Genomic DNA, 20,368 nt, shown 5'->3' on the forward strand with positions numbered 1-20,368 from the left:
CAAAGCACTCCAAATATCAAAACATTACAGAATGTAACATAAAGAATCATCTACAAAATGTTCTATCTAAATGGCATTGGAAACGGGCTTCGCAACTCCGAGTGCCTCCCCTCCCCACGAATTTCCCCGCTTTTTCAAAGCAAAACTTTTCCACGAAAAACCCTACAACACTTTGGAAAGAAACTCCTTCGTCCTTTCCTCTCGAGGATCCCCAAACAGTTCTTTCGGATTTCTATCCTCAAGAATCACCCCATCATCCATAAAGAGCACTCTGTCGCTGACCTCCCTTGCAAATCCCATCTCATGGGTAACCACCAGCATGGTCATGCCTTCTTTTGCAAGCTCCTTCATAACCTCAAGAACCTCTCCGACCATCTCCGGATCAAGAGCTGATGTCGGCTCGTCGAACAGAAGCACCTGGGGATTCATTGCAAGGGCTCTGGCAATGGCAACCCTCTGCTTCTGTCCGCCTGAAAGCTTTCCGGGATAGACATCGGCTTTTTCTTCAAGGCCGACTCTTTTCAAAAGAGCCCTCGCCTTCTGATCAGCTTCCGCTGCATTCCATTTGCCAAGACGCACCGGCGCAAGGGTGATATTTTTCAATACTGTCATATTTGGAAACAGATTAAAATGCTGAAAAACCATTCCCACATTTTCCCTGAATTTATCTACATCCAGCTTCGGATCCAGAAGCTGCTGTCCGTTTACGGTGATCTCTCCTTCCTCCGGTTTTTCCAGAAGGTTCAGGCAGCGCAGAAATGTAGATTTTCCGGAGCCGGACGGACCGATGATGCAGATACACTCACCCTTGTTTACGTGAGTTGTGATTCCCTTTAATACGTGTACGTCCCCGAAGGACTTTTTCAGATTTTTAACATCAATCACTTTCTCTCAGTCTCCTTTCAAATCTCTTCAGCAGAAGGCTCAGGCACTTCACGATCAGATAATACATGATACCTGCAACGATCAGCGGAATAAACATCTGATAAGTACGGGAAGAAACATAGCTTGCCGCTTTTGTCAGATCCATGATACCTACATAACCTAAAATAGATGTTTCTTTGATCAGCTGGATAAACTCATTACCCATTGCCGGAAGGATGGTTTTTACAGCCTGCGGAATGATAATGAAACGCATGGTATCTTTATACCCAAGACCCAGAGAACGACCAGCCTCGCTCTGGCCCTTGTCCACAGATAAAATACCTCCGCGGATAACCTCGGAAACATATGCACCGCTGTTGATACCGAAGCTGACCACTGCTGCCACATATCCCAGCCTGCTGTGGAACACTGCAAAATAGATGATCATCAGCTGAAGGACTGACGGTGTTCCACGGATCACATCAACATAAATATCCGCGATCGTGGAAAGAATGGTTCTTCTGCCTTTTTTCGCAGCTCCAAGACGTACCAGAGCCACTACAAGACCGATCAGGATACCTACGATCACTGACAAAAGGGAAACGATCAGCGTAATCCCAAGACCGTTAATATAAAACTTCCAACGATTATCCTGAAGGAAAATAAAGCTTAAAAGTCCCAGAAAACCATCGGTTGCTGCTACATCTGTCACATCCTCGCTGTTTTCAAGTGTGTCCACAAAATACTTCTGATAAAGATCATCATATTCCCCGGATTTTTTTACTTTTGCAAGCCCGTCATTGATGATCTGGACAAGCTCTGTGTTTCCTTTTTCAATACAGAAAACCGTATCCTCTGCTGTACTTGGCACGGACTCATACTGCAGGTCTGAGTTCTGTTTGCAGTAGATCTCCGCCATGATATTGTCGATCAGAACTGCATCTGCTCCACCGTTTTTCAGCTCCATGACTGCACTGGAAGCGTTTTTAAATCTTTTTACTTTGGCATCCTTAACTTCACCGTAATCAGTAGTCTCGCCGGATGCGATCATATCACTCTGTGCACCCTCCAGAACTGCAACGGTTTTTCCGGACATCTCCTCAAAATCCTTGATCGGATTATCCTTACGGCTGATGATGCACTGTGTACCGGTGTAATAAACATCGGAAAAATCAACGCTTTTTTTACGGTCCTCCGTAGGTCCGATCCCGGCTGCGATCACCTGTACATCACCAGCCTCCATGGAACCCATCAGGGAATCAAAGGGCATATCCTTCCATACCAGCTTTACGTTTTCTTCCTTGGCGATCGCCTCCAGAAGATCGTAATCAAAACCTGTAATATTTCCATTATCATCCAGGTATTCAAATGGTGAATACTCTGCGTTCGTTCCTATGATGATGGTCTGCTGTTCTGCCGCTTTTACTGCCACTGCACTGCTGAAATATATCGGCAGAGCCATGATCATACACAGTACAAAACAGATAAGAGCTCTGCTTTTTCCATTGCGTCCCATTATTTTCCCCTCCTGCTATTCATATTTTTTTCCGTAGCCAAAAGCACCTTCCATGCCACAAATGCCCGCTGCAAAAGCAGCTGCCTCTTCAAGACTTTCACAGATCGCGGTTTCCTCCGCCATGCCGTTTTTCCTTCTTCCGATATACCCGGTAAGGAAAGATGCGATCAGTGAATCCCCGGCGCCAAGAGTATCTTTTACTTCCGTAAGCGGCGCTGCCGGCTGTCGGTAAAAATTCCTTCCGTCATAAAGAATGCAGCCCTTGGCTCCTCTGGAGGCCATGGCAAGCTTCGGCCCCATGGAGATGATCTTTTTCAGATGCTCTTCTGCCTCCTGGTCGGTTCCGTCAAAGGAGCAAAATGCGTAAGTAACCTCCGGTGCTGTTTTTTCATAATATTCCTCTGTGGAATCATCAGAAAAGTCAAAAGAAACCGGAATTCCCGCCTCTTTGATCTTATGCAGCTCTTCCTCCGTAAAAGAGTAATTTCCGCTATGTACCACATCAAAGCCTTTCATATATTCCAGATCAAAACGATCAAGGATATACGGTGTTTTTCCACGGATACCACCATCATTAAAATCCAGGAACTCACGGTCTCCGTCTTTTAATGTGATCCTGGAATAACCGTTCTCGCCGTGCAGCTGTCTGCACTTTACGGTTTCCACGCCGATTTTTTCCAGTGTATCCATGATCAGTTCTGCTCTGTCGTCATCTCCGAAATATCCCATATACGCTGTTTTTTCACATCCGGCCATCTTTCCGTAAACACTGACGTTTACGCAGTTTCCGCCTGGATACATGGTTTTCAGATGATCATAGATATCCACTACATTGTCTCCGAAGCCAAGAAGCTTTGTACTGTATTTACTCATATTTTCCCTTTCTCTGTGCACAGGCACAGCAACACCTTTAGTACTCTACAACGCCCATATATCTTCTCATATCCAGCGGATGACGGCGTTTATCCTGGAGAGCGGTACGGTAAACGGTCGTCATGGTGTAGAACAGCATCGGAGTAAAATATTCCACACAGCTGTCATCAATTGCTTCCATACCAAGCTTATCTGCATCGATCACTTCGTATTTCTTTCCGTATTTTTCAAGGAAAGTCAGCACACGCGCATCCATCATACGGTTTCTGCCCCGGCTCATCATAAGGATATAAAGATGATCCTCATCCGTTACCTCAAACGGTCCATGGAAATATTCTGCACTGTTCAGATAACCGCAGTCCATCCACTGCATTTCCTGAAGTGAGCAGATCGCAAAGCCATATGCCTGAGAATAGGAAGCTCCTGATGCCATGATATAAAGGTTCGGTTCCTCTGAATATTTTTCTGCAAAAAGCCATGCTGCATTCTGCTGATCCTTCACTGCAGCTGCAATAACATCATCGATCTTTTCAAAACCTTCCACGATCTTATCGTAAAGCTTATATCCCGGCTCCTGTACCTTCATCAGCTCATTAAGAATACGAAGTACAATTCCCTGAGGCTTCTCTGCTTCCTTTACCCCCGGTGCCCAGTCGTATACAACGGAGATCCATTTATCGGTATCACATGGGGAACCTGGCGCATGTGTCATTGTAACAACAGCCGCACCTGCATCCATTCCTGTTTTTGCTGCCTCCAGACACTCCTTTGTCTTGCCACTGTGGGAGCAGATGATCAGAAGACTGTCTTTTCCCAGCTTCTTCGGCGGTGTCAGTGCAAACTCTCTTGCAGGGATCCACTGTGCATCCATCACTGCGGATTCTGCACGGACAAAATAATATCCCGGATACAGATCCACAAGAGATCCTCCGCATGCAAGAAAATACACATTTTTGATTGTTCCATGCTCTTTGTTGATCTTATTTACGATTTTTACTGCGTCCATTTTCATCCTCCGGTTTTCGTGGAAATTCGTCTGGTAATCCTCTGAATCCATTGAAAATACAGGTTTTTTTCGGATTTTCAGATGAATTTCTCCTTCTTGTACTTTTGCATTTTACCTTTTTGAAGAATATAACATATTATAACGTTATAGTAAAGAGTATATTCATGATTTATGATTAATTATTCATCCAATATACCTTCTGACGCACTGCAGAGGTTTGTCACTTACTGGACAAATACATCCGCACTATAGTAAAATATCTTTTATGAACAACCTCAGAAAGGATATTTTCATGTTAAATAAAAATTCGATCCAGCCGCTTTACAAGCAGCTTATGGATATCATCACCCAGCAGATCAAAAACGGTACTTATAAGCCCGGAGAAAAAATCCCTCCTGAGCCGGAGCTTGCCGATCTTTACCATGTCAGCCGGATCACTGTCCGACGTACCGTGGAGGAGCTTTGCACACAGGGCTATCTTATCAAGCATCAGGGAAAAGGAACCTTTGTAAAATCCCCCATGATCTTCCGGAAATTTGAATCCCAGAAAAATATGAGCTTTTCCGAATCCTGCCGTCAGAATGACCGGATTCCGGAATCTCACGTACTGTCCTTCTGCAAAAAACCTGCGAACAGCGTAACCTCTGATTTTCTGCAGCTTACTTCGGATGAGGAAGTTTTTTTCCTGGAACGTCTTCTTCTGGCTGACAGTATTCCGGTTATTGATGTTCACACCTGGCTCCCCACACGGCTTTTCCCGGATTTTGATCCGAACGCTGTAGAAAACGGTTCTTTTTTTGAATATATCAAAAACACCTACCGCTGTACGATCGCAGAATCCAGCCGCAGCACCATTTCTGTTACTGCAGCCTCCCCGGATATGGCAAAAACTTTGCGTCTGTCTTCCGGCGATCCCGTGCTGATCCTGGATTCCTATATGGAAGCTCCTGATGGAAATCCGCTTTACATCAGCCGTGAATACATTGCAGGTTCCCGCTATACGATTTCATTTTGAAGAATCAAAAAACGGCACAGAAGCGTTATGCTGCCAATACAGCAGCATACACCTCTGTGCCAGTGTTTATTTATCCAAAAATATTACTGTTCACTCCGTTCTCTGCAACACGCTTCGCGATACACAAAATTTGTCCTTTATCTTTTCAAGACTCCGATCCATCACTGCCTGTCATCTGTGCCTCAATGGCCTTTCCAAGGCGGTTATAGATCGTCACCGCATCCTCCACATGGAGTGGGCTTCCGGTATTTCCCGATGCGCCTGCCGTTACCAGTATGTATTCCCTGTCGTAAATCTCTGCAAAGCTTGCAAGACACAGACCCGCCTCGCTGGTATATCCTGTCTTGCCGCCCAGGATCTTGCCGCCGGTAACGGAAGGGTCAGAAAGATTTTTGAACATGGTACTGTAATATGTGATCCCGCTGGGATGGATATTCGTCACTCCTGTGGAATGCCGCGGACTCTCAATGATCTCTCTGAACGTATCGTTCCGAAGCGCATACCTGAGCAGCACCGCAATATCTCTCACTGTACTGTAATGATCCGGATCATGAAGCCCTGTCGTATCACAGAAATGTGTATCATTCATTCCAATCCTCTGTGCCTTCTTATTCATCAGCTCCACAAATCCATCCCTGGAACCGCCTACGGTATCCGCCAGTGCGATACAACACTCCGCACCGGATGGCAGCATGGCACCATAAAGAAGGTCGATGGCCCGCACGGTCTCACCGGGCTGAAAGCCTGCCTGGGTGGCATCCTGCTCATAAAGCCCCTGGAACATTTCCTGGGTCAGAGTGATCTCCTGATCCAGATCATCCAGGTTCTCAATAGCCACGATCACCGTCATGATCTTCGTCATGGAAGCCGGATAGATCTTCTCATCGCCCTTCATATTTCCGATGATCTTTCCGCCTTTTACCTGCATCAGCACTGCGTAGGGACTGTTGATACCGCTCATCTCAAGCTTACGGACAACCGGTCTCTGCAGAGACTCCATCCAGTCACCTACCCCTTTATTCCAGCCGATGATCACTACAAGTGTCAGGATCACGATAGCCTCTACCACCAGGCAGAGTATCATTTTTATTTTGTTTACCTGTTTTTTTATTTTCTTCGCTTTACGCTTTTTTGATCTCAATTTATACTCCCTGTTCCGACAAATTCATCTGTAAGTTTTACTTACAGAAACGTTTTCCCCATCTTTTTTATATTAACATGATTATTATTTTCTTCTGTAAAATCTATATGAAAAAGCTCTGATGAGCTTTCGGTCTGTTACAACTCTGTTTGTGCCTTATTGTAGGATTTTTGCCCCCAAAAATCAAGGTGTATAAATGTATAAAAAAATACCCCATACAAAGTTTCCTCTGTACAGGGTATTTAAAATTTATTACTGAGCTAATTTAATCGGGTTAAGCTTAACACCAGGTCCCATTGTCGGAGCGATTGTAACGCTCTTCAGATACTGACCTTTCAGTGTGCTAGGTCTAGCCTTTGTGATAGCTCCCATAAGCGTCTGGAAGTTGTCGCTTAACTGCTCCTCGGTAAAGGAAGCCTTTCCGATCGGAACATGGATGATGTTGGATTTGTCAAGACGATACTCGATCTTACCTGCTTTAATGTCGTTAACAGCTTTTGTTACGTCCATTGTTACAGTACCAGCTTTCGGGTTTGGCATTAAACCTTTCGGTCCAAGTACACGACCAAGACGACCTACAACGCCCATCATATCCGGTGTTGCAACTACAACGTCAAAGTCAAGCCATCCCTCGTTCTGGATCTTCGGAATGAGGTCCTCAGCTCCTACGAAGTCTGCTCCTGCTGCCTTTGCCTCTTCTGCCTTAGCATCTTTAGCAAATACAAGTACACGAACTTTTTTACCTGTTCCGTGTGGCAGAACAACTGCTCCACGGATCTGCTGATCTGCGTGACGTCCATCGCAGCCTGTACGGATGTGAACTTCGATGGTCTCGTCGAACTTAGCTACAGCTGCTTTTTTAACAAGGCTGATAGCCTCTGGTGCATCATATAATGTTGCGCGGTCTACTGCTTTCGCAGCTTCCACATATTTCTTTCCTCGTTTCATTTCTATAACCTCCTGTGGTATTTGCGGGGAAAAGCCCTCCCACTTGAAAATTTCACTTTTTCTACGGGAACCCCGAACTTAAGCTTCGGTATTTATTAGTCTACGACTTCGATTCCCATACTTCTTGCTGTACCGGCGATCATGCTCATAGCAGCCTCGATGGATGCTGCATTGAGGTCTTTCATCTTCAGCTCAGCGATCTCCTGAACCTGTGCCTTAGTAACTTTAGCTACTTTGGTCTTGTTCGGTGTACCGGAACCAGATTTGATGTTTGCAGCTTTCTTAAGAAGAACTGCTGCCGGCGGAGTCTTGGTTATGAAGCTGAAACTTCTGTCAGCGTAAACAGTGATGACAACCGGGATGATAAGATCTCCCTGATCAGCTGTTCTTGCGTTGAACTCCTTAGTAAACTGTACGATGTTTACACCATGCTGTCCAAGAGCCGGACCTACAGGTGGTGCTGGAGTTGCTTTACCAGCCGGAATCTGTAATTTGATATATCCTGTTACTTTCTTTGCCATTTTCGGCACCTCCTATGTGGTATTGGCGGGGGTGTGTCCCTCCCACTTGCTGTTACCTTGTTTTTGAATTACTCAGCTTTTTTGATTTCTGTGAAACTTATTTCTACCGGTGTTTCACGACCGAAAAGCTCAACATTGATCGTTACCGTCTGTTTCTGCATGTTGATACCTGTGATCACACCTGCTGTATCTTTCCATGCACCACCGGTAACGACTACCATGTCGCCCTCTGCGAAGTCCACTTCGATATCCGGTTTCTGGATACCAAGCGGCATCATTTCCTCTTCTGTAAGAGGCACAGGCTTTGATCCCGGTCCTACGAATCCTGTAACACCGCGGGTATTACGGACAACGTACCAGGTATCGTCATTCATCACCATATTGAGAAGCACATAGCCTGGAAACATCTTTTTCTGAACCTGTCTTGAGGTTCCGTTCTTCATCTCCACTACATCCTGCAGCGGAACACGTACCTCCAGGATCTGGTCTTCCAGGTGTCTGTTCTCGATCGTCTTTTCAATGTTGGCTTTTACCTTGTTCTCATACCCGGAATAGGTATGGACAACGTACCATTTTGCTGCTTCTGACATATAATCACCTTGTCCTTACTTCATTAAGAAATTAATGAATTCCAGAATTCCGGAATCCATTACACTGATAACCACTGCCAGGATGATCGTGATGATCACGACCACAACAGTCTGCTTTGCCAGTGTGGGACGGTCTGTCCAGACAATCTTCTCAAATTCTGACTGAAGTCCCTGAAACCAACTTTTCTTCTGCGGCTTATCCTCAGATTTCTGTTTTTCCATAGCATAACCTCACAAATCTCTGTGATTACTTTGTTTCCTTGTGCAGAGTGTGTGTATGACAGAACTTACAATATTTCTTGGTCTCCATTCTCTCAGGATGGTTCTTTTTCTCCTTCGTCATATTGTAGTTACGCTGCTTGCACTCGGTGCATGCTAATGTAATCTTAACGCGCACAACTTCCACCTCCAGTGTTTTCATTTGCATGGTCTTCTATGCCGCCCGGAACGTATATCCGTCGTCATTTTCGGGCATAAAAAAAAGACCTAACTTCCATGTCGCTCGTCAATTTTATCACAGAGCAGGTGTGCAAGTCAAGCCTTTTTCGCTTAAATATAAAGAATTTCACAGATTCCGTACGGACGTCTCAAGTGCGCAAACCCGATTCTGCTTCGCTGCATTTCGTTTTCGGGACGTCGCCCTGTACAGAAAGTAATAAGAAGACCCTTATGTGCAGGCACAACATGTCTTCTTCTGTCTTCCTGCACACTTTCAACTTCTATTAAAAGTAGTCATAACCACCGTGGATATCCACCACACTGCCGTTCATATATCCGTTAGACAGCACTGCATAAGCCATATCCGCCACTTCCTCCACAGTTCCAAACCTGTGGAGTGCGATCTTCCGGTTGATACGGTCGTAGCTCTCCTGGGTGCGAGCGCTGTGCCACGGAGTTTCGATGAAGCCAGGTGCAATAGCGTTGACTGTGATGCCCTTTGGCTCAAATTCCTTTACCAGGGATCTTGTCAGAAAATGGATGGCTGCCTTGGTGACTCCATATACAAGGGAGGAAGAATACGCCTGCTGTCCTGCATAGGAACCGGTAAAGAGCACACTGCCGCCCTCCACCATCATGGATCTCAGCTCTTTTACCATAAATACAGGTACGGAAAGATTGGTGTTTACGATCCGTGTCCACTCCTCAAAGCTGTAGTCTTCATATTTTGCGTAGGTACTGATGCCGGCATTGCTTACAAGCCAGTCAATATGGTCTGTCTGCTTTTTCAGCTCCTCCACAAAAACCATCATCTCTTCATAGGAAGACATATCTGCCTTTATCAAAGTCACCTGAGATCTTTTTTCCTCAGGAAGGCTCTCCTGAAACGACAGTGCCTTCTTCTCATCATGTCCATATGTTACAAAGATCCTGTCAGCTTTTGCTGACTCTGCCAGGATCTTTTCGGCGATCCCTCTTCCGATTCCAGAGGTACCGCCTGTGATCACAGTTATTTTTCCCATTTTACAGCTCCATCAGTTCATCAAATATCGGTTTCGGTATATAAGGCTGCTGATTGTGGATCGGCTCACCCAGACAGGTCTTCGGGTATGCGTAGGTTCCATGCTCCAGCATGATCTCCAGAAGCTCCGGTCCGTTCTGCTCCAGGAATCCACCGGCATATTTTTCCACGTCTTCTCCCTGGATGCGCTTTGCAGGAATTCCGTAGGCCTGCGCCACATCTGTAAAATCGCAGGATGAAAATCCGCTGCCATCGGAGGTATCCGCATATACACAGTCAAAATAATCTCTCTGAAGATGACGGATCATTCCCAGAGCCTCATTATTCATTACGATCATCTTCACTGGGATATTCTCACGCTTCACCCACTGTAGCTCCTGGATATTCATCTGGAAGGCTCCGTCTCCGCAGATACATGCCACCGGCTTGCCGGTAGCATAATAAGCTCCGATAGCCGCCGGAAGTGCATATCCCATAGCACCATGTCCGCCGGAAAAAAGTGTCTTCTGCCCCTGCTGATTGTGGAAGGACTGATAGCTCCATACCATATGCTGTCCCACATCCACAGCAACCGCTCCGGTATCGGAAAGCTGATCACTCAAATATGCGATCATGCGGTTCGGATAACGCTGCGGTGTCTCATCGTCCACTTTCCAAAGTTCCTTACGGATCTTCTGGCAGACAGCAAGCCATTCCTCATAGGAACCGATCTGTGCCTGCTGCTCTGTCAGCTTACGCACCACAGTCTCTGCGCTGACGCAAAAGCATTTCTCACCTTCTCTTCCCTCATGGATCTCTCTTTGAAGATTATAAGGATCAATATCCACACGGATGATTTCGGCATTCTTCGCAAACTCATGAACCTTAGTACCAATCTGACGGGTACACAGGGAAATTCCAAAGCAGAGCAGAAGGTCGCTTTTTGCATTGGCGATCATATTTGCATACCGGTGTCCGTAGGCACCTCCGATGCACCCGAAGTTCAAAGGATCATCAAAGCTCAGTGCGGACCGGGCAAGTACGCTTGTGATCACTGGAATGTGATGGGCACGCGCCAGATCTGTGAGCATTTTTTCTGCTTCTCCGGAAGCTCCGTGACCGATCATAAATACCGGCCGTTTTGCAGTCCTGATCTTATTCAGAATATATTCTGCCGCCTCTGCTCCATCAGAAGAATCCGCCTTTGCAACTGCATCCCTGTAAAAGGCTGCCCCGTTTTCCGGATCATTTTTTCCATATACAGCTGTCTCGATCTCTTCCTCGGAAAATTCCATATCATAAGCCGGATCTTCCACCTCGCCTCTCTGCACATTCATAGGAAGATCGATAAGAACCGGCCCTTTCCGTCCTGTATTGGCGATCTGCCATGCAAGATTCAGTTCACGAACGATATTTTTCGGATCACGGACCTGCACCGCGTACTTGGTTACCGGCTTTGCCATGGAAACCATATCGATCTCCTGAAAGCCCTGCTGACGAAGGCCTGTAATACCGGAATATTCATAGGTATTCAGCTGTCCGGTGATAAAGATCACCGGAAGAGAATCGAAATACGCATCTGCCACACCGGAAAGCAGATTGGCAGCTCCCGGACCACTGGTGGCATAGGCACAGCCGCAGGCATTCTTTGCCTGAGCATAACCACAGGCGGCAAAAGCAGCTCCCTGCTCATGATAGCTGGAATGACTTCTTACATGGGGATTCTTCTCAATGGAATCTACCAGATGTGCGATCATGGTTCCCTGGTATCCAAAGAAATCATGAATCCCTTTTTTCTGCAAAAATTCCACAACATAATCTGTAAGCTTGACCTTAGACATATTTTTTTACCTTCTCCATATACGAGATCCTTCCTGTTTTTTCCAGATACTTAAGATACAGGTCAAAAACCTCCGGATCTGTTTCAAATGCTTCTTCATATTTCAGGCAGCGATCATTCATCCTGGTATATCCTGCAAATGCTTTTTCCAGTTCCACATAATCTTCATTTTTGAAGAGATTCCGGATATAGCTGAGCTTTTTGCGATAAGCCAGTGCACAGGTATATTTTTCCCCGCAGAATTTTGCATAATCCCAGCACTGTGCAAGATATTCCCGGTAATTCATTCCAAACTGCCTGCGCTTTTCCCTTTTCTTCCTGACAGAAGCAAATTTCTTCAGTTCCTTTGACTGCTGCAGAAATTCCTCGCATGGGATCAGTGTGCTGCACACCACCAGCGAGCCGGGAACATAGTTTTCCATTGACTTATTTCGATAATTTTTGCCGTAGGCCCGGGTGAGATAGCTGTCTGTGTTTCCCGGGACCATAAAGGATTCTCCTCCAAGCATTGCCTCCCCGGGATTTTCAAAAATATGCGCAGGAAAATAAAGATTCTGGTCAAAATATCGGAGTACATATGTTTTTGCGCCATCCTGCGGCTGCCGGAGCAGATCCCGGAATATGCTCTTTGCCAGCCAGCCTCGTCCGCAAAGGGAAAGGACTCGCACCATCCAGATACATCCCAGCTCACGCCGGTTCCGCCACTTGCCTTTTTTTCCGTAGATCCTCTTCCATCCCTCTTCGCGCATACGGTTCCAGAGATATTTTCCCTTTGGACCATATTCACACTGCAGCGGAAGGATATTGATCCCCAGTCCCGGATGTTTGTATTTTCCATACTCGTCCAGCTTATAAAACAATGTATCTTTATCTGTATAACGCAGAAAAAATCCGGGGAAACGGCTGTTATTCTCCATAGATTCCAGAGCTCTGCGCAGCTCCGGTTCTTCGTCAAAGATGTTTTTAAACCGGGCCATATCACCGGTCTTCATATAAATATCATTGCTTGCCGGATTCATGGGAAAAGGGCGCTCCGTTACCGCACAGAGGGTAAGATACGGAGAAAGATAATATGTGATCTTATTTTTTCTGCATATGGTATCTATTTCTTTTAGAAGTTCCAGTACTTTCTGCTGTTCTCTGTTCAATACACTCTGCCTCGTTTCTGTTGATCTGTCATTACAGGATCCGCTTCAGAAGCTCCTGAAGCTCCTCCTGACTTTTATACTTATCTAGCCAGCTGTTCAGAAATTCTGTCACGTCTGCCTTCTTTGCGAAAAATCCGGTACGCCGGCTTCCATCGTAAAGATCCTCCAGGAAGATCCTGGAAAGCTCATTTTTTATATAGGGATGCGGCTCATGATCCAATGCCAGGAAATAATTTTCGAAGGCTTCCCGGGTACGCCCCTGTTTCTTCCGGATATCTCCCAGAAGCTTGTATACCTCTCCCTGCCATTCCTTATGGACCAGAAAGCTGCGGATCTCCTCTGCCAGATATTCCATCTCGCCCTCTTCCTCACTGCACAGGATCCTGGTACGGCCCTCTGCCAGTGCTTTGGGATAGCCGAATCTCTGCCATGCACAGGTAAGTGCCTCTTTGTACACTGGCTCCTCAAGGGTTCCCTCCCTTGGAGAATTACCGGTGATCCCCAGTTCTTTGCAAAGCTCTCTCACCAGCTCTTCCAGCTCCCCTTTTGTACGGACGGAATATACCTTCGCAAGATAAAGAGCGCCTCTGATCTCCTCATCCTCCGGCATCAGTCTGCTCCAAAATTCCATCAGAGAGAGTGCTTCTGATCTTCTCTGGCTTACAAGCAGATCCCGACAGTCTCGGATCGCCTGGGACTTCTGTTTTTTCAGGAATTTATCCAGTTCCAGCTGCACAATGCCGTTATTGGTGCATTCTCTGGCTTTCAGATACTCTGCCATTGCTTCGTTCCGGAGGCCCTTTTTCCAGAGAAGATCCCCCTTATATTTCATAAAATATCCATCCTGGGGAAATACTCTCAGGCAGTAAGACAGAAATTTCTCCGCTTCCGAAGCATTCTGCGGTCCTTCCAGGCGCTCCATCACAAACCGGCATTTAAATTTCAGGAATCCCGGAGCATCCGGATATTTTCTGAGAAGATCATCCACGATCGCCTCTGCTTCCTGCATTTCTTTAAATTCATAGTGGCTGGCTGCTTTTCGGAAACGGCGGATATCCTCCACTGTCTGCTCCATTTCCGGAGTAAGATGATCCATTTTCTTGCGTACCTCGTACATACGGTATGCCTTGGAAACACGCTCCTGATAGATCAGTGTCAGCATGGCCGCCTGAAAAGCCTTATCCTCCAGCGGAATCAGGATCGGATGATAGAACGGACGGATCCCGTTAAAATCCTCACGCCCGATAAACTCCATGCTGAGCTGTACACGGTAATACTCCTCAAAGATCTCACCAAGCACATCATATCTTCTCTCTTTCAGCAGGGTCTTCGCTGTTTTTTCGGATCTCATCAGTCGGGCAGACACATCCCGGGCTACAACACCGGCTTTGATCCTTCTTCGTCTGTCATCCTGTTTATGGTCTCCCTTTGCCATAAGAAGGCAGTAGAATTTGCGGAAAAGCATCTGTCTGCGGATACGTTTTTTGTCGATCCTTGGCATATATTCATCCCGCACCTCCTGATAGCTGGCGCCCGGAACATCAACAGACTCATGAGATTCTCTTTCCCCATGAGGCGGTATATAGGACCATTCGTCCCCGTAATGCCAGATCAGATAATCGCTGGTCCTGTGAGGGATCATAACCTTTTCGCCCTCGAAGTCCATATATTTTACAGGGAACATCATATCCTTGTCAAAAAGAAACGGGCAGCCTCCCCATCGCATGGCATAGCGGCTGCACTCCTCTTCTTTATAAGAAAACATGATCTTCTCCAATTTCTTTAAGGTTCTGTCCTTTCCGCAGAAGGTATAGCGGAAAAGCCAGTACAGATACCGCCAGGGAGAAATTTCCCATCTGACTCCCACGACCATGCTGATATTCAGAAGTTCCGTATAGATCATCATATGGTCCCGGTATTTCTCATACTCACGGTCATCATCCGGAATGGGATCCAGAGTCAGTACGTCAATGATCTCACCAGCCTTGTCGTCCCCTATGATCTGATGCTTGTGGATCGCACAGGTATCCGTACTTCCGTAGCGCGGAAAACCGTTGGTATAATTACGATCCACTTCTGCACAATAAACCGCCCGGTTCGGCGGCATCTCGTTCTGACATATTTCTACAAATTTATCCCAGTCACTTTTGGGCATGTAAATGTCCACATCATCGTCCCATGGGATAAAGCCTTCATTTCGAAGAACACCGATCAGAGTACCTCCGGCCATTACATATCTAAGATCATGCTTTTTGCAGATCGCGTCAACCTCCCGGAAGAGCTGCAAAAGAAGCTTCTGTTTTTCTGTCATCTGTCAACCTCTTTGATTAATTATTTTCAAAAGCTCAGCCAGAGTTTCTGATTCTTCATAAAAAAATCTCGTACATTCTGTCCGTCTGTCACGAATCATGATGACCAGCTCCTGAAGCAGATAGCGAAGACCATTTCCCTCAAAATTAAAGCTGTAGCGTTTCAGGAATTCCTGACCTTCTATTTTGGCTTCAAAATATCCGGTATTCCACCAGTCACCGGGTACGGTGATACGCCCCCTGGTTCCGATGATCGCAAGCTCGTTTTCCACATCCACCGTTGTTCCAATCTCAATGGTCGCCAGTGCCCGGAGATACTTCATCGTGATCATATCATAAATAAAGCAGCCGTCACTGCTTTTCACCGCATTGCTCTTCACCTCCAGGTAATCCTTACCGAGAAGCTTGATGCATGCACACAGCGCCTGGCTGACTGTTTCGCTGAAATTTTTTCCGCCCTCAAAATCATCCTGAGAAATCGCGCATTTTACAGCTACCACATCTCCCACAAGCGCTCCATGTGTCAGCCAGACAAGCTGTGTAAACGCGCGCAGATAGACCATGGTAAGCTTCTCTACCAGAACAACCTGATGTGCCTTTGCCAGTGCAAACAGCTCTCTTATCTCTTCCGGTTCCAGAGCCATAGGCGTGTCACTAATCACATATTTATCACATTCCAGTGCCTTTCGGATATAATCTGCCCTGTTTTTCAGACCGGATCGGATATAAATGATATCCAATCCTTCCAGAAACTGCCCGTAATCTGTACCATAAGAGTCAAGTTCGTATCTGTCACAGAATTCTCTCGCAACAAAAACGTCCTCGGAATACACACTTTCTACATGCAGTCCGCTGACATACTTGGACTCCATCACCATTTCGTTGTCCTCTGTATCATCCGTAACAATGCCCATGCTGTAGATCATACCCTCACTTCTGAGCTTGGTACTGGAAATATTTTTGGTACGTTCCAGATAAACGACCTCACAGTAATTCTTCAGATAATCAAATTTGCCACGCCAGTCCGAACCGACTACCAGAAGGTCGATATTGTATTTTGTAATGTCATTTAGCTTCTGCCCCTGATATTCCTCTACAATGATCTCATCCGCAAAACCAGTCTTGCGGACATTTTCGATACGCTTCAGAAGGCTGTCCTGTACATTCAGCTTGCCGCGTTCGATATCATAGCTTTCACTGGTGACACCCACAACAAGATAATCCCCCAGCTCCCTGGCTCTTTTCAGAATATTGTAATGTCCCTGGTGGAACAGATCAAAGGTACCGTAAGTAATGACTTTTTTCATTATTAATTTAATCCTGCGCTTTCTCTTCTTTATTTTTCAAAAGCACTTCCATTCCCCCCTGCGGTTCTGTGATCTCTAATATATCATCCAGGTCCTGGAGCTGCTCAAATTCCTGTGGAGCTCCGGCATCATCCATGCCTTCCTCCATCTCAAGATCCTCATCTACAAAGAAATCCTCGTCACGGATTTCTTCCGTCTCTTCTGTCTCATGTTCCAGTACAGCCGCCACATCGTCCTTCACCTTACGTGCATCTTCCTCGTCCAGAGTTGCTGCAAGCTCCTCAATGGCTTTCTTTCTTTTCAGTATGATCTCATAACGGTCATCTTCATCATATTCATCCTCAAGTCCTTCATCCTGCACCTGCTTCTCACGTTTGAACAAAATAAATGTAAGCAGGTTCAGTACCCCTCCGTAGAGGAAAGATACCGGCTTGCTTCCAAGGATCAGAACAAGCACCCAGGATACTCCGAAAAGAACCCAGACATTCAGCATCTGCGGGATGCTGAGAAGAAGCAGTCCGTTGAGTACGATCATGATTGGATAATGGAAAAAATAAATCCCCATGGTATTTCTTCCAACAAAGGTAACCGGCAGCTTCACATCCGGGATCAATGCCAGAAACGTCAGCACCAGCACAAAAGATACCAGATACATCAGAAGGCGGATCAGCATTCCTGTGATATCATCCATTCCCGATAACTGATACGTATGATTCCCACGGAAAATATCTACCGGGATCTCATTGGCGATCATAAAATTCGGAACTGCATACAAAAGCAAGGCTGAAACCAGGAGCAGGATCCATTTACCCTTGAATTTACGGACCACATCTGTGTAATCACTCTTCCACAGATAGCCTGCCACAAAAAACGGAAAAAATACAACAATCCTGGAGCTTGAAAGATAGGTCGTAAATTCCGGTCTTGTTCCTGCCCACAATGCAAAAATAATGCTCAGAGGCACGATAAAACGTATCTTGCCAAGTGCTTCGATAGTCAGCCTGTAGATAAACAATGCCAGCACATACCACATAACTGTTCCGGACGGACGGAGCAGCTCATAATCCATGCTTCTGCCGGTCCAGATATAAGCATACCAGGTCAGACTGTATCCAAGAATATAAGGGATCAGCAGATTCTTCACATTCTTCAGTACATCCTGTGGCTTCTTGGAAAGATATCCAGATATAAAAATAAAAGCAGGCATGTGAAAAATGGTGATCCCATACCATACATAACGCACCACCATGTCCACCTTGACCAGCTGAAATGCGATCAGATGATTAAATACGACAAGAAAAATCAGTACTACTTTAATGTTATCGACCAGGTAAGAATACGGAACTCCCTGGCTATCCGTTCTCTGTTTCATTTGTTTCCACCTTGTAATATTTGATAAAAGTATGAATAAATAATAACATATATTTATGAATTTGGAAATAAAGAATTAATATATGTCAGAATTATTCACCTCTTCCAGAATTTTTCAACGGTATTTCCATATCCCGTGGAGCGCATAGGAAACAAAGAAAAACAGACTCTTCAGCGGACCATATCCCACATACCGATACACCTGATAAGTCATTGCCGCAGACTTCAGCTTATTTCTGGATTTTCCCCCTTCACTGAGCCGGTATTTCAGGTAAGGTCTGTTGATCCCTGCTGCAAATCCTCCCTTTCTCAGGATCCGGAGCCAGGTAATGTAATCTTCATGGCTGTCATCATGCTCCATTGGAAACGCAAGTGCATCTTCTCTGCGCAGCAATACGGAAGAACAGTTGATGCTGTTATGCTTCAGAAGCTCCCTGTATGTGATCCGTTCCTTTACCGGAATATATTTGCCGGTAGTGCGCCCATCCGGCGTCATCAGCTCTCTTCCGGTGGAGCAGATCGCACAGCCGGTCTGTTCCATAACCTCTGTCTGGGCTTTCAGCTTGCCCTTTTCCCACCAGTCATCCGCATCCAGAAATGCGATATATTTTCCCCGGGCTTCCTTTACGCCCCGGTTTCTGGAACGGGCAGCCCCCATATTCTGTTCATTTTGGATATAACGAATCTTTCCGCTGTCCATATATTTCATTACAGCAAGTTCTGTGCCGTCTGCAGAACAGTCATCAATGACCAGCACTTCTACCGGAACCTCCTGTCCCAGTGCTGATTCGATCGCTTTTCCAATATATCTTTCCCCGTTATATACGGGCATCACTACGGAAACCAACGGCTTTTCCATAAAAACAACCTCCGTCCTCTCTATCCACAAAATGCGCGTCAGGATGATCTGCCGCAGCCTGACACGCATTTCGTTTCGTTACTTATTTTTTGTCTTCAGAATCCTTAAGAGCGTTCTTCTGATTATCATCCACGCCCTCGGAAACTTCTTTCTGGAAAAAGATCTTTACAGTCATAAACAGAAGCTTGATATCCAGAAGGAATGAATAATTTTCAATATAAAACAGATCCAGCTTCAGCTTATCATACGGTGTGGTGTTATATTTGCCATATACCTGAGCATAACCGGTCAGTCCGGCTTTTACCTTAAGACGATAGTGGAATTCCGGGATTTCCTGCTCATATTCCTGCATGATCACATCTCGTTCCGGACGTGGACCTACCAGAGACATATCACCCATAAACACGTTAAACAGCTGGGGAAGCTCATCCAGATGCAGGTTACGCAGAACATGTCCTACCGGTGTGATACGGGAATCGTGCTTGGACGCAAGACGTGCTCCGTTCTTCTCGGAATCCACACACATGCTTCGGAATTTCCGGATGCGGAATTCCTTTCCCTGATAGGTAAGACGATCCTGGAGATAAAATACCGGACCGCCGTCATAAGCCTTCACCGCAATGGCAATGATCAGCATGATGGGTGAGGATACGATGATCCCAAGTCCGGAAACAATGATATCCAGAACTCTCTTGGCTGCACGCTGCTCCATGGAAAGTCCCTGATTCCTGCACATCAGAAGCGGCGTATCAAACAGATGGATCCTGTCTGTTCCAAGCAGGATGATATCGGAAATCTTCGGGCTCATATAGCAACGGATGGAATGAGAAAAACAGTATTTCAGATACCTGTTTCGGATCTGGGACGGAAGATCCCAGATGATCACGCCTTCATAATCTTCCATCATGGCATGGATCTTCTCTTCGCCCTCACGGATATGAACCTTACCGCTGATATCGTATTTATCCTTTCGGGTGTTCATCTTGTGGATCACATCACCGGGATCACGGTCTCCGTAGATCACCAGCAGCCTTCTGGCTCCGTACAGTCTGGAGTAAATATACCTGGAGCCCCAGATCCACAGTACCGTCACAACAAGCTGGACTCCGGTCATTTCGATCACCGGTCTGGCCGACATAAACCATCTGTTGATCAGTGTGATCTGAAAATACGTCACAACATTGGTACAGATCGTTGCCAGCGTCAATGAATAAAATACATCGATACGCTTCAGATAGCCTACCTTCAGACCTCCGTAAAGCTTGGCAAACATCAGATAGATCAGCGCATAGATCAGGATCATTACCCAGTTACCTTTTCTCCAGAATGGCTTCAGGATCAGGTCACTGTAAAAATCATACCATACATAAGCAAAGATCGCTGCCTGTGCGATCACGATCAGACTTGCCAGACAAAATACCACAAATCTCTTATAATCTTCTCTTTTACTTCTATTCACAGATTTTTCTTCCTTCCTGAGGAGTAGATATTAACTTCATCATTATAGCCAATATATACTCTTACGTCCAGAGATTCCTCTGATTTTTCTCCTGATATTTTCCTGTCAGGATGTTTTTTTCCGTGACTATAGCAAAAATCCCCAGGAGCTTACCCGGGGATTT

The 20,368-nt window shown here is 45.9% G+C and carries 19 protein-coding genes; 1 reads left to right on the top strand and 18 read right to left on the bottom strand.

All coding sequences use genetic code 11. The features are described 5' to 3' along the window. Positions 1-162 precede the first annotated feature (162 nt). Genes GPK58_RS07275 through GPK58_RS07290 form a run of 4 tightly spaced genes read right to left on the bottom strand, consistent with a single transcriptional unit; the run spans position 163 to position 4,259 of the window. Positions 163-885 (bottom strand): amino acid ABC transporter ATP-binding protein, encoded by a 723-nt coding sequence (locus tag GPK58_RS07275; RefSeq protein WP_114001932.1) that lies wholly within the window; start codon positions 883-885, stop codon positions 163-165. Then, on the bottom strand, positions 878-2,380 hold the full coding sequence (locus tag GPK58_RS07280) for an ABC transporter permease subunit (protein WP_118609220.1): 1,503 nt from the start codon (positions 2,378-2,380) through the stop codon (positions 878-880). The genes GPK58_RS07275 and GPK58_RS07280 overlap by 8 nt, the downstream gene beginning before the upstream one ends. A 15-nt stretch (positions 2,381-2,395) precedes the next feature. Next, positions 2,396-3,253 carry a PfkB family carbohydrate kinase gene (locus GPK58_RS07285; RefSeq protein ID WP_118609219.1) on the bottom strand — a complete coding sequence of 286 codons (858 nt, stop codon included), beginning with the start codon at positions 3,251-3,253 and terminating at the stop codon, positions 2,396-2,398. A 37-nt stretch (positions 3,254-3,290) separates the two neighbouring features. Further along, the gene (locus tag GPK58_RS07290) at positions 3,291-4,259 is read right to left on the bottom strand and encodes an SIS domain-containing protein (RefSeq protein WP_114001934.1); all 969 of its coding nucleotides are present in this window, start codon (positions 4,257-4,259) and stop codon (positions 3,291-3,293) included. Between the two features lie 292 nt (positions 4,260-4,551). Between GPK58_RS07290 and GPK58_RS07295 the strand changes: the two genes are divergently transcribed. Continuing rightward, entirely contained in the window at positions 4,552-5,274 is a 723-nt protein-coding gene (locus tag GPK58_RS07295) for a GntR family transcriptional regulator (protein ID WP_022427097.1), read from the top strand. A 145-nt stretch (positions 5,275-5,419) separates the two neighbouring features. On the opposite strand, the gene GPK58_RS07300 is transcribed toward GPK58_RS07295, so the two are convergent. From GPK58_RS07300 to GPK58_RS07365, 14 genes are all read right to left on the bottom strand, one after another. Continuing rightward, the gene (locus GPK58_RS07300; RefSeq protein WP_022427096.1) at positions 5,420-6,415 is read right to left on the bottom strand and encodes a D-alanyl-D-alanine carboxypeptidase family protein; all 996 of its coding nucleotides are present in this window, start codon (positions 6,413-6,415) and stop codon (positions 5,420-5,422) included. A gap of 252 nt (positions 6,416-6,667) precedes the next feature. Then, positions 6,668-7,363 carry a 50S ribosomal protein L1 gene (rplA, locus tag GPK58_RS07305; RefSeq protein WP_015525334.1) on the bottom strand — a complete coding sequence of 232 codons (696 nt, stop codon included), beginning with the start codon at positions 7,361-7,363 and terminating at the stop codon, positions 6,668-6,670. A 95-nt stretch (positions 7,364-7,458) separates the two neighbouring features. Then, positions 7,459-7,884: a 50S ribosomal protein L11 gene (gene rplK / locus GPK58_RS07310; RefSeq protein ID WP_015525333.1), complete on the bottom strand. Its 426-nt coding sequence runs from the start codon at positions 7,882-7,884 to the stop codon at positions 7,459-7,461. Positions 7,885-7,952: 68 nt separating this feature from the next. Then, complete coding sequence (gene nusG / locus GPK58_RS07315) at positions 7,953-8,474, bottom strand: transcription termination/antitermination protein NusG (RefSeq protein WP_015525332.1); 522 nt, start codon at positions 8,472-8,474, stop codon at positions 7,953-7,955. 15 nt (positions 8,475-8,489) lie between these two features. Next, positions 8,490-8,696, bottom strand: coding sequence for a preprotein translocase subunit SecE (gene secE, locus GPK58_RS07320; protein ID WP_015525331.1), 207 nt, complete (start codon positions 8,694-8,696; stop codon positions 8,490-8,492). 25 nt (positions 8,697-8,721) lie between these two features. Next, positions 8,722-8,871, bottom strand: coding sequence for a 50S ribosomal protein L33 (gene rpmG, locus GPK58_RS07325; protein ID WP_044961412.1), 150 nt, complete (start codon positions 8,869-8,871; stop codon positions 8,722-8,724). Between the two features lie 325 nt (positions 8,872-9,196). Next, positions 9,197-9,934, bottom strand: coding sequence for an SDR family NAD(P)-dependent oxidoreductase (locus GPK58_RS07330; RefSeq protein ID WP_118515827.1), 738 nt, complete (start codon positions 9,932-9,934; stop codon positions 9,197-9,199). Position 9,935: 1 nt separating this feature from the next. Further along, positions 9,936-11,753 carry a thiamine pyrophosphate-binding protein gene (locus GPK58_RS07335; protein ID WP_118609218.1) on the bottom strand — a complete coding sequence of 606 codons (1,818 nt, stop codon included), beginning with the start codon at positions 11,751-11,753 and terminating at the stop codon, positions 9,936-9,938. After that, complete coding sequence (locus GPK58_RS07340; protein ID WP_021651257.1) at positions 11,746-12,900, bottom strand: LicD family protein; 1,155 nt, start codon at positions 12,898-12,900, stop codon at positions 11,746-11,748. The genes GPK58_RS07335 and GPK58_RS07340 overlap by 8 nt, the downstream gene beginning before the upstream one ends. Positions 12,901-12,931: 31 nt before the next feature. Continuing rightward, positions 12,932-15,211 (bottom strand): LicD family protein, encoded by a 2,280-nt coding sequence (locus tag GPK58_RS07345; RefSeq protein WP_173732871.1) that lies wholly within the window; start codon positions 15,209-15,211, stop codon positions 12,932-12,934. Between the two features lie 3 nt (positions 15,212-15,214). Then, positions 15,215-16,516 carry an adenylyltransferase/cytidyltransferase family protein gene (locus GPK58_RS07350; protein WP_015525326.1) on the bottom strand — a complete coding sequence of 434 codons (1,302 nt, stop codon included), beginning with the start codon at positions 16,514-16,516 and terminating at the stop codon, positions 15,215-15,217. A 7-nt stretch (positions 16,517-16,523) separates the two neighbouring features. After that, entirely contained in the window at positions 16,524-17,888 is a 1,365-nt protein-coding gene (locus GPK58_RS07355; RefSeq protein ID WP_215638433.1) for an acyltransferase family protein, read from the bottom strand. 114 nt (positions 17,889-18,002) lie between these two features. Further along, on the bottom strand, positions 18,003-18,746 hold the full coding sequence (locus GPK58_RS07360; RefSeq protein ID WP_059086347.1) for a glycosyltransferase family 2 protein: 744 nt from the start codon (positions 18,744-18,746) through the stop codon (positions 18,003-18,005). Positions 18,747-18,828: 82 nt separating this feature from the next. Further along, positions 18,829-20,205, bottom strand: coding sequence for a sugar transferase (locus tag GPK58_RS07365; protein ID WP_022427091.1), 1,377 nt, complete (start codon positions 20,203-20,205; stop codon positions 18,829-18,831). Positions 20,206-20,368 lie beyond the last annotated feature (163 nt).

The organism is Blautia sp. MCC270, from assembly GCF_018785605.1.
GTDB classification, from domain to species: Bacteria; Bacillota; Clostridia; order Lachnospirales; family Lachnospiraceae; genus Blautia_A; species Blautia_A fusiformis.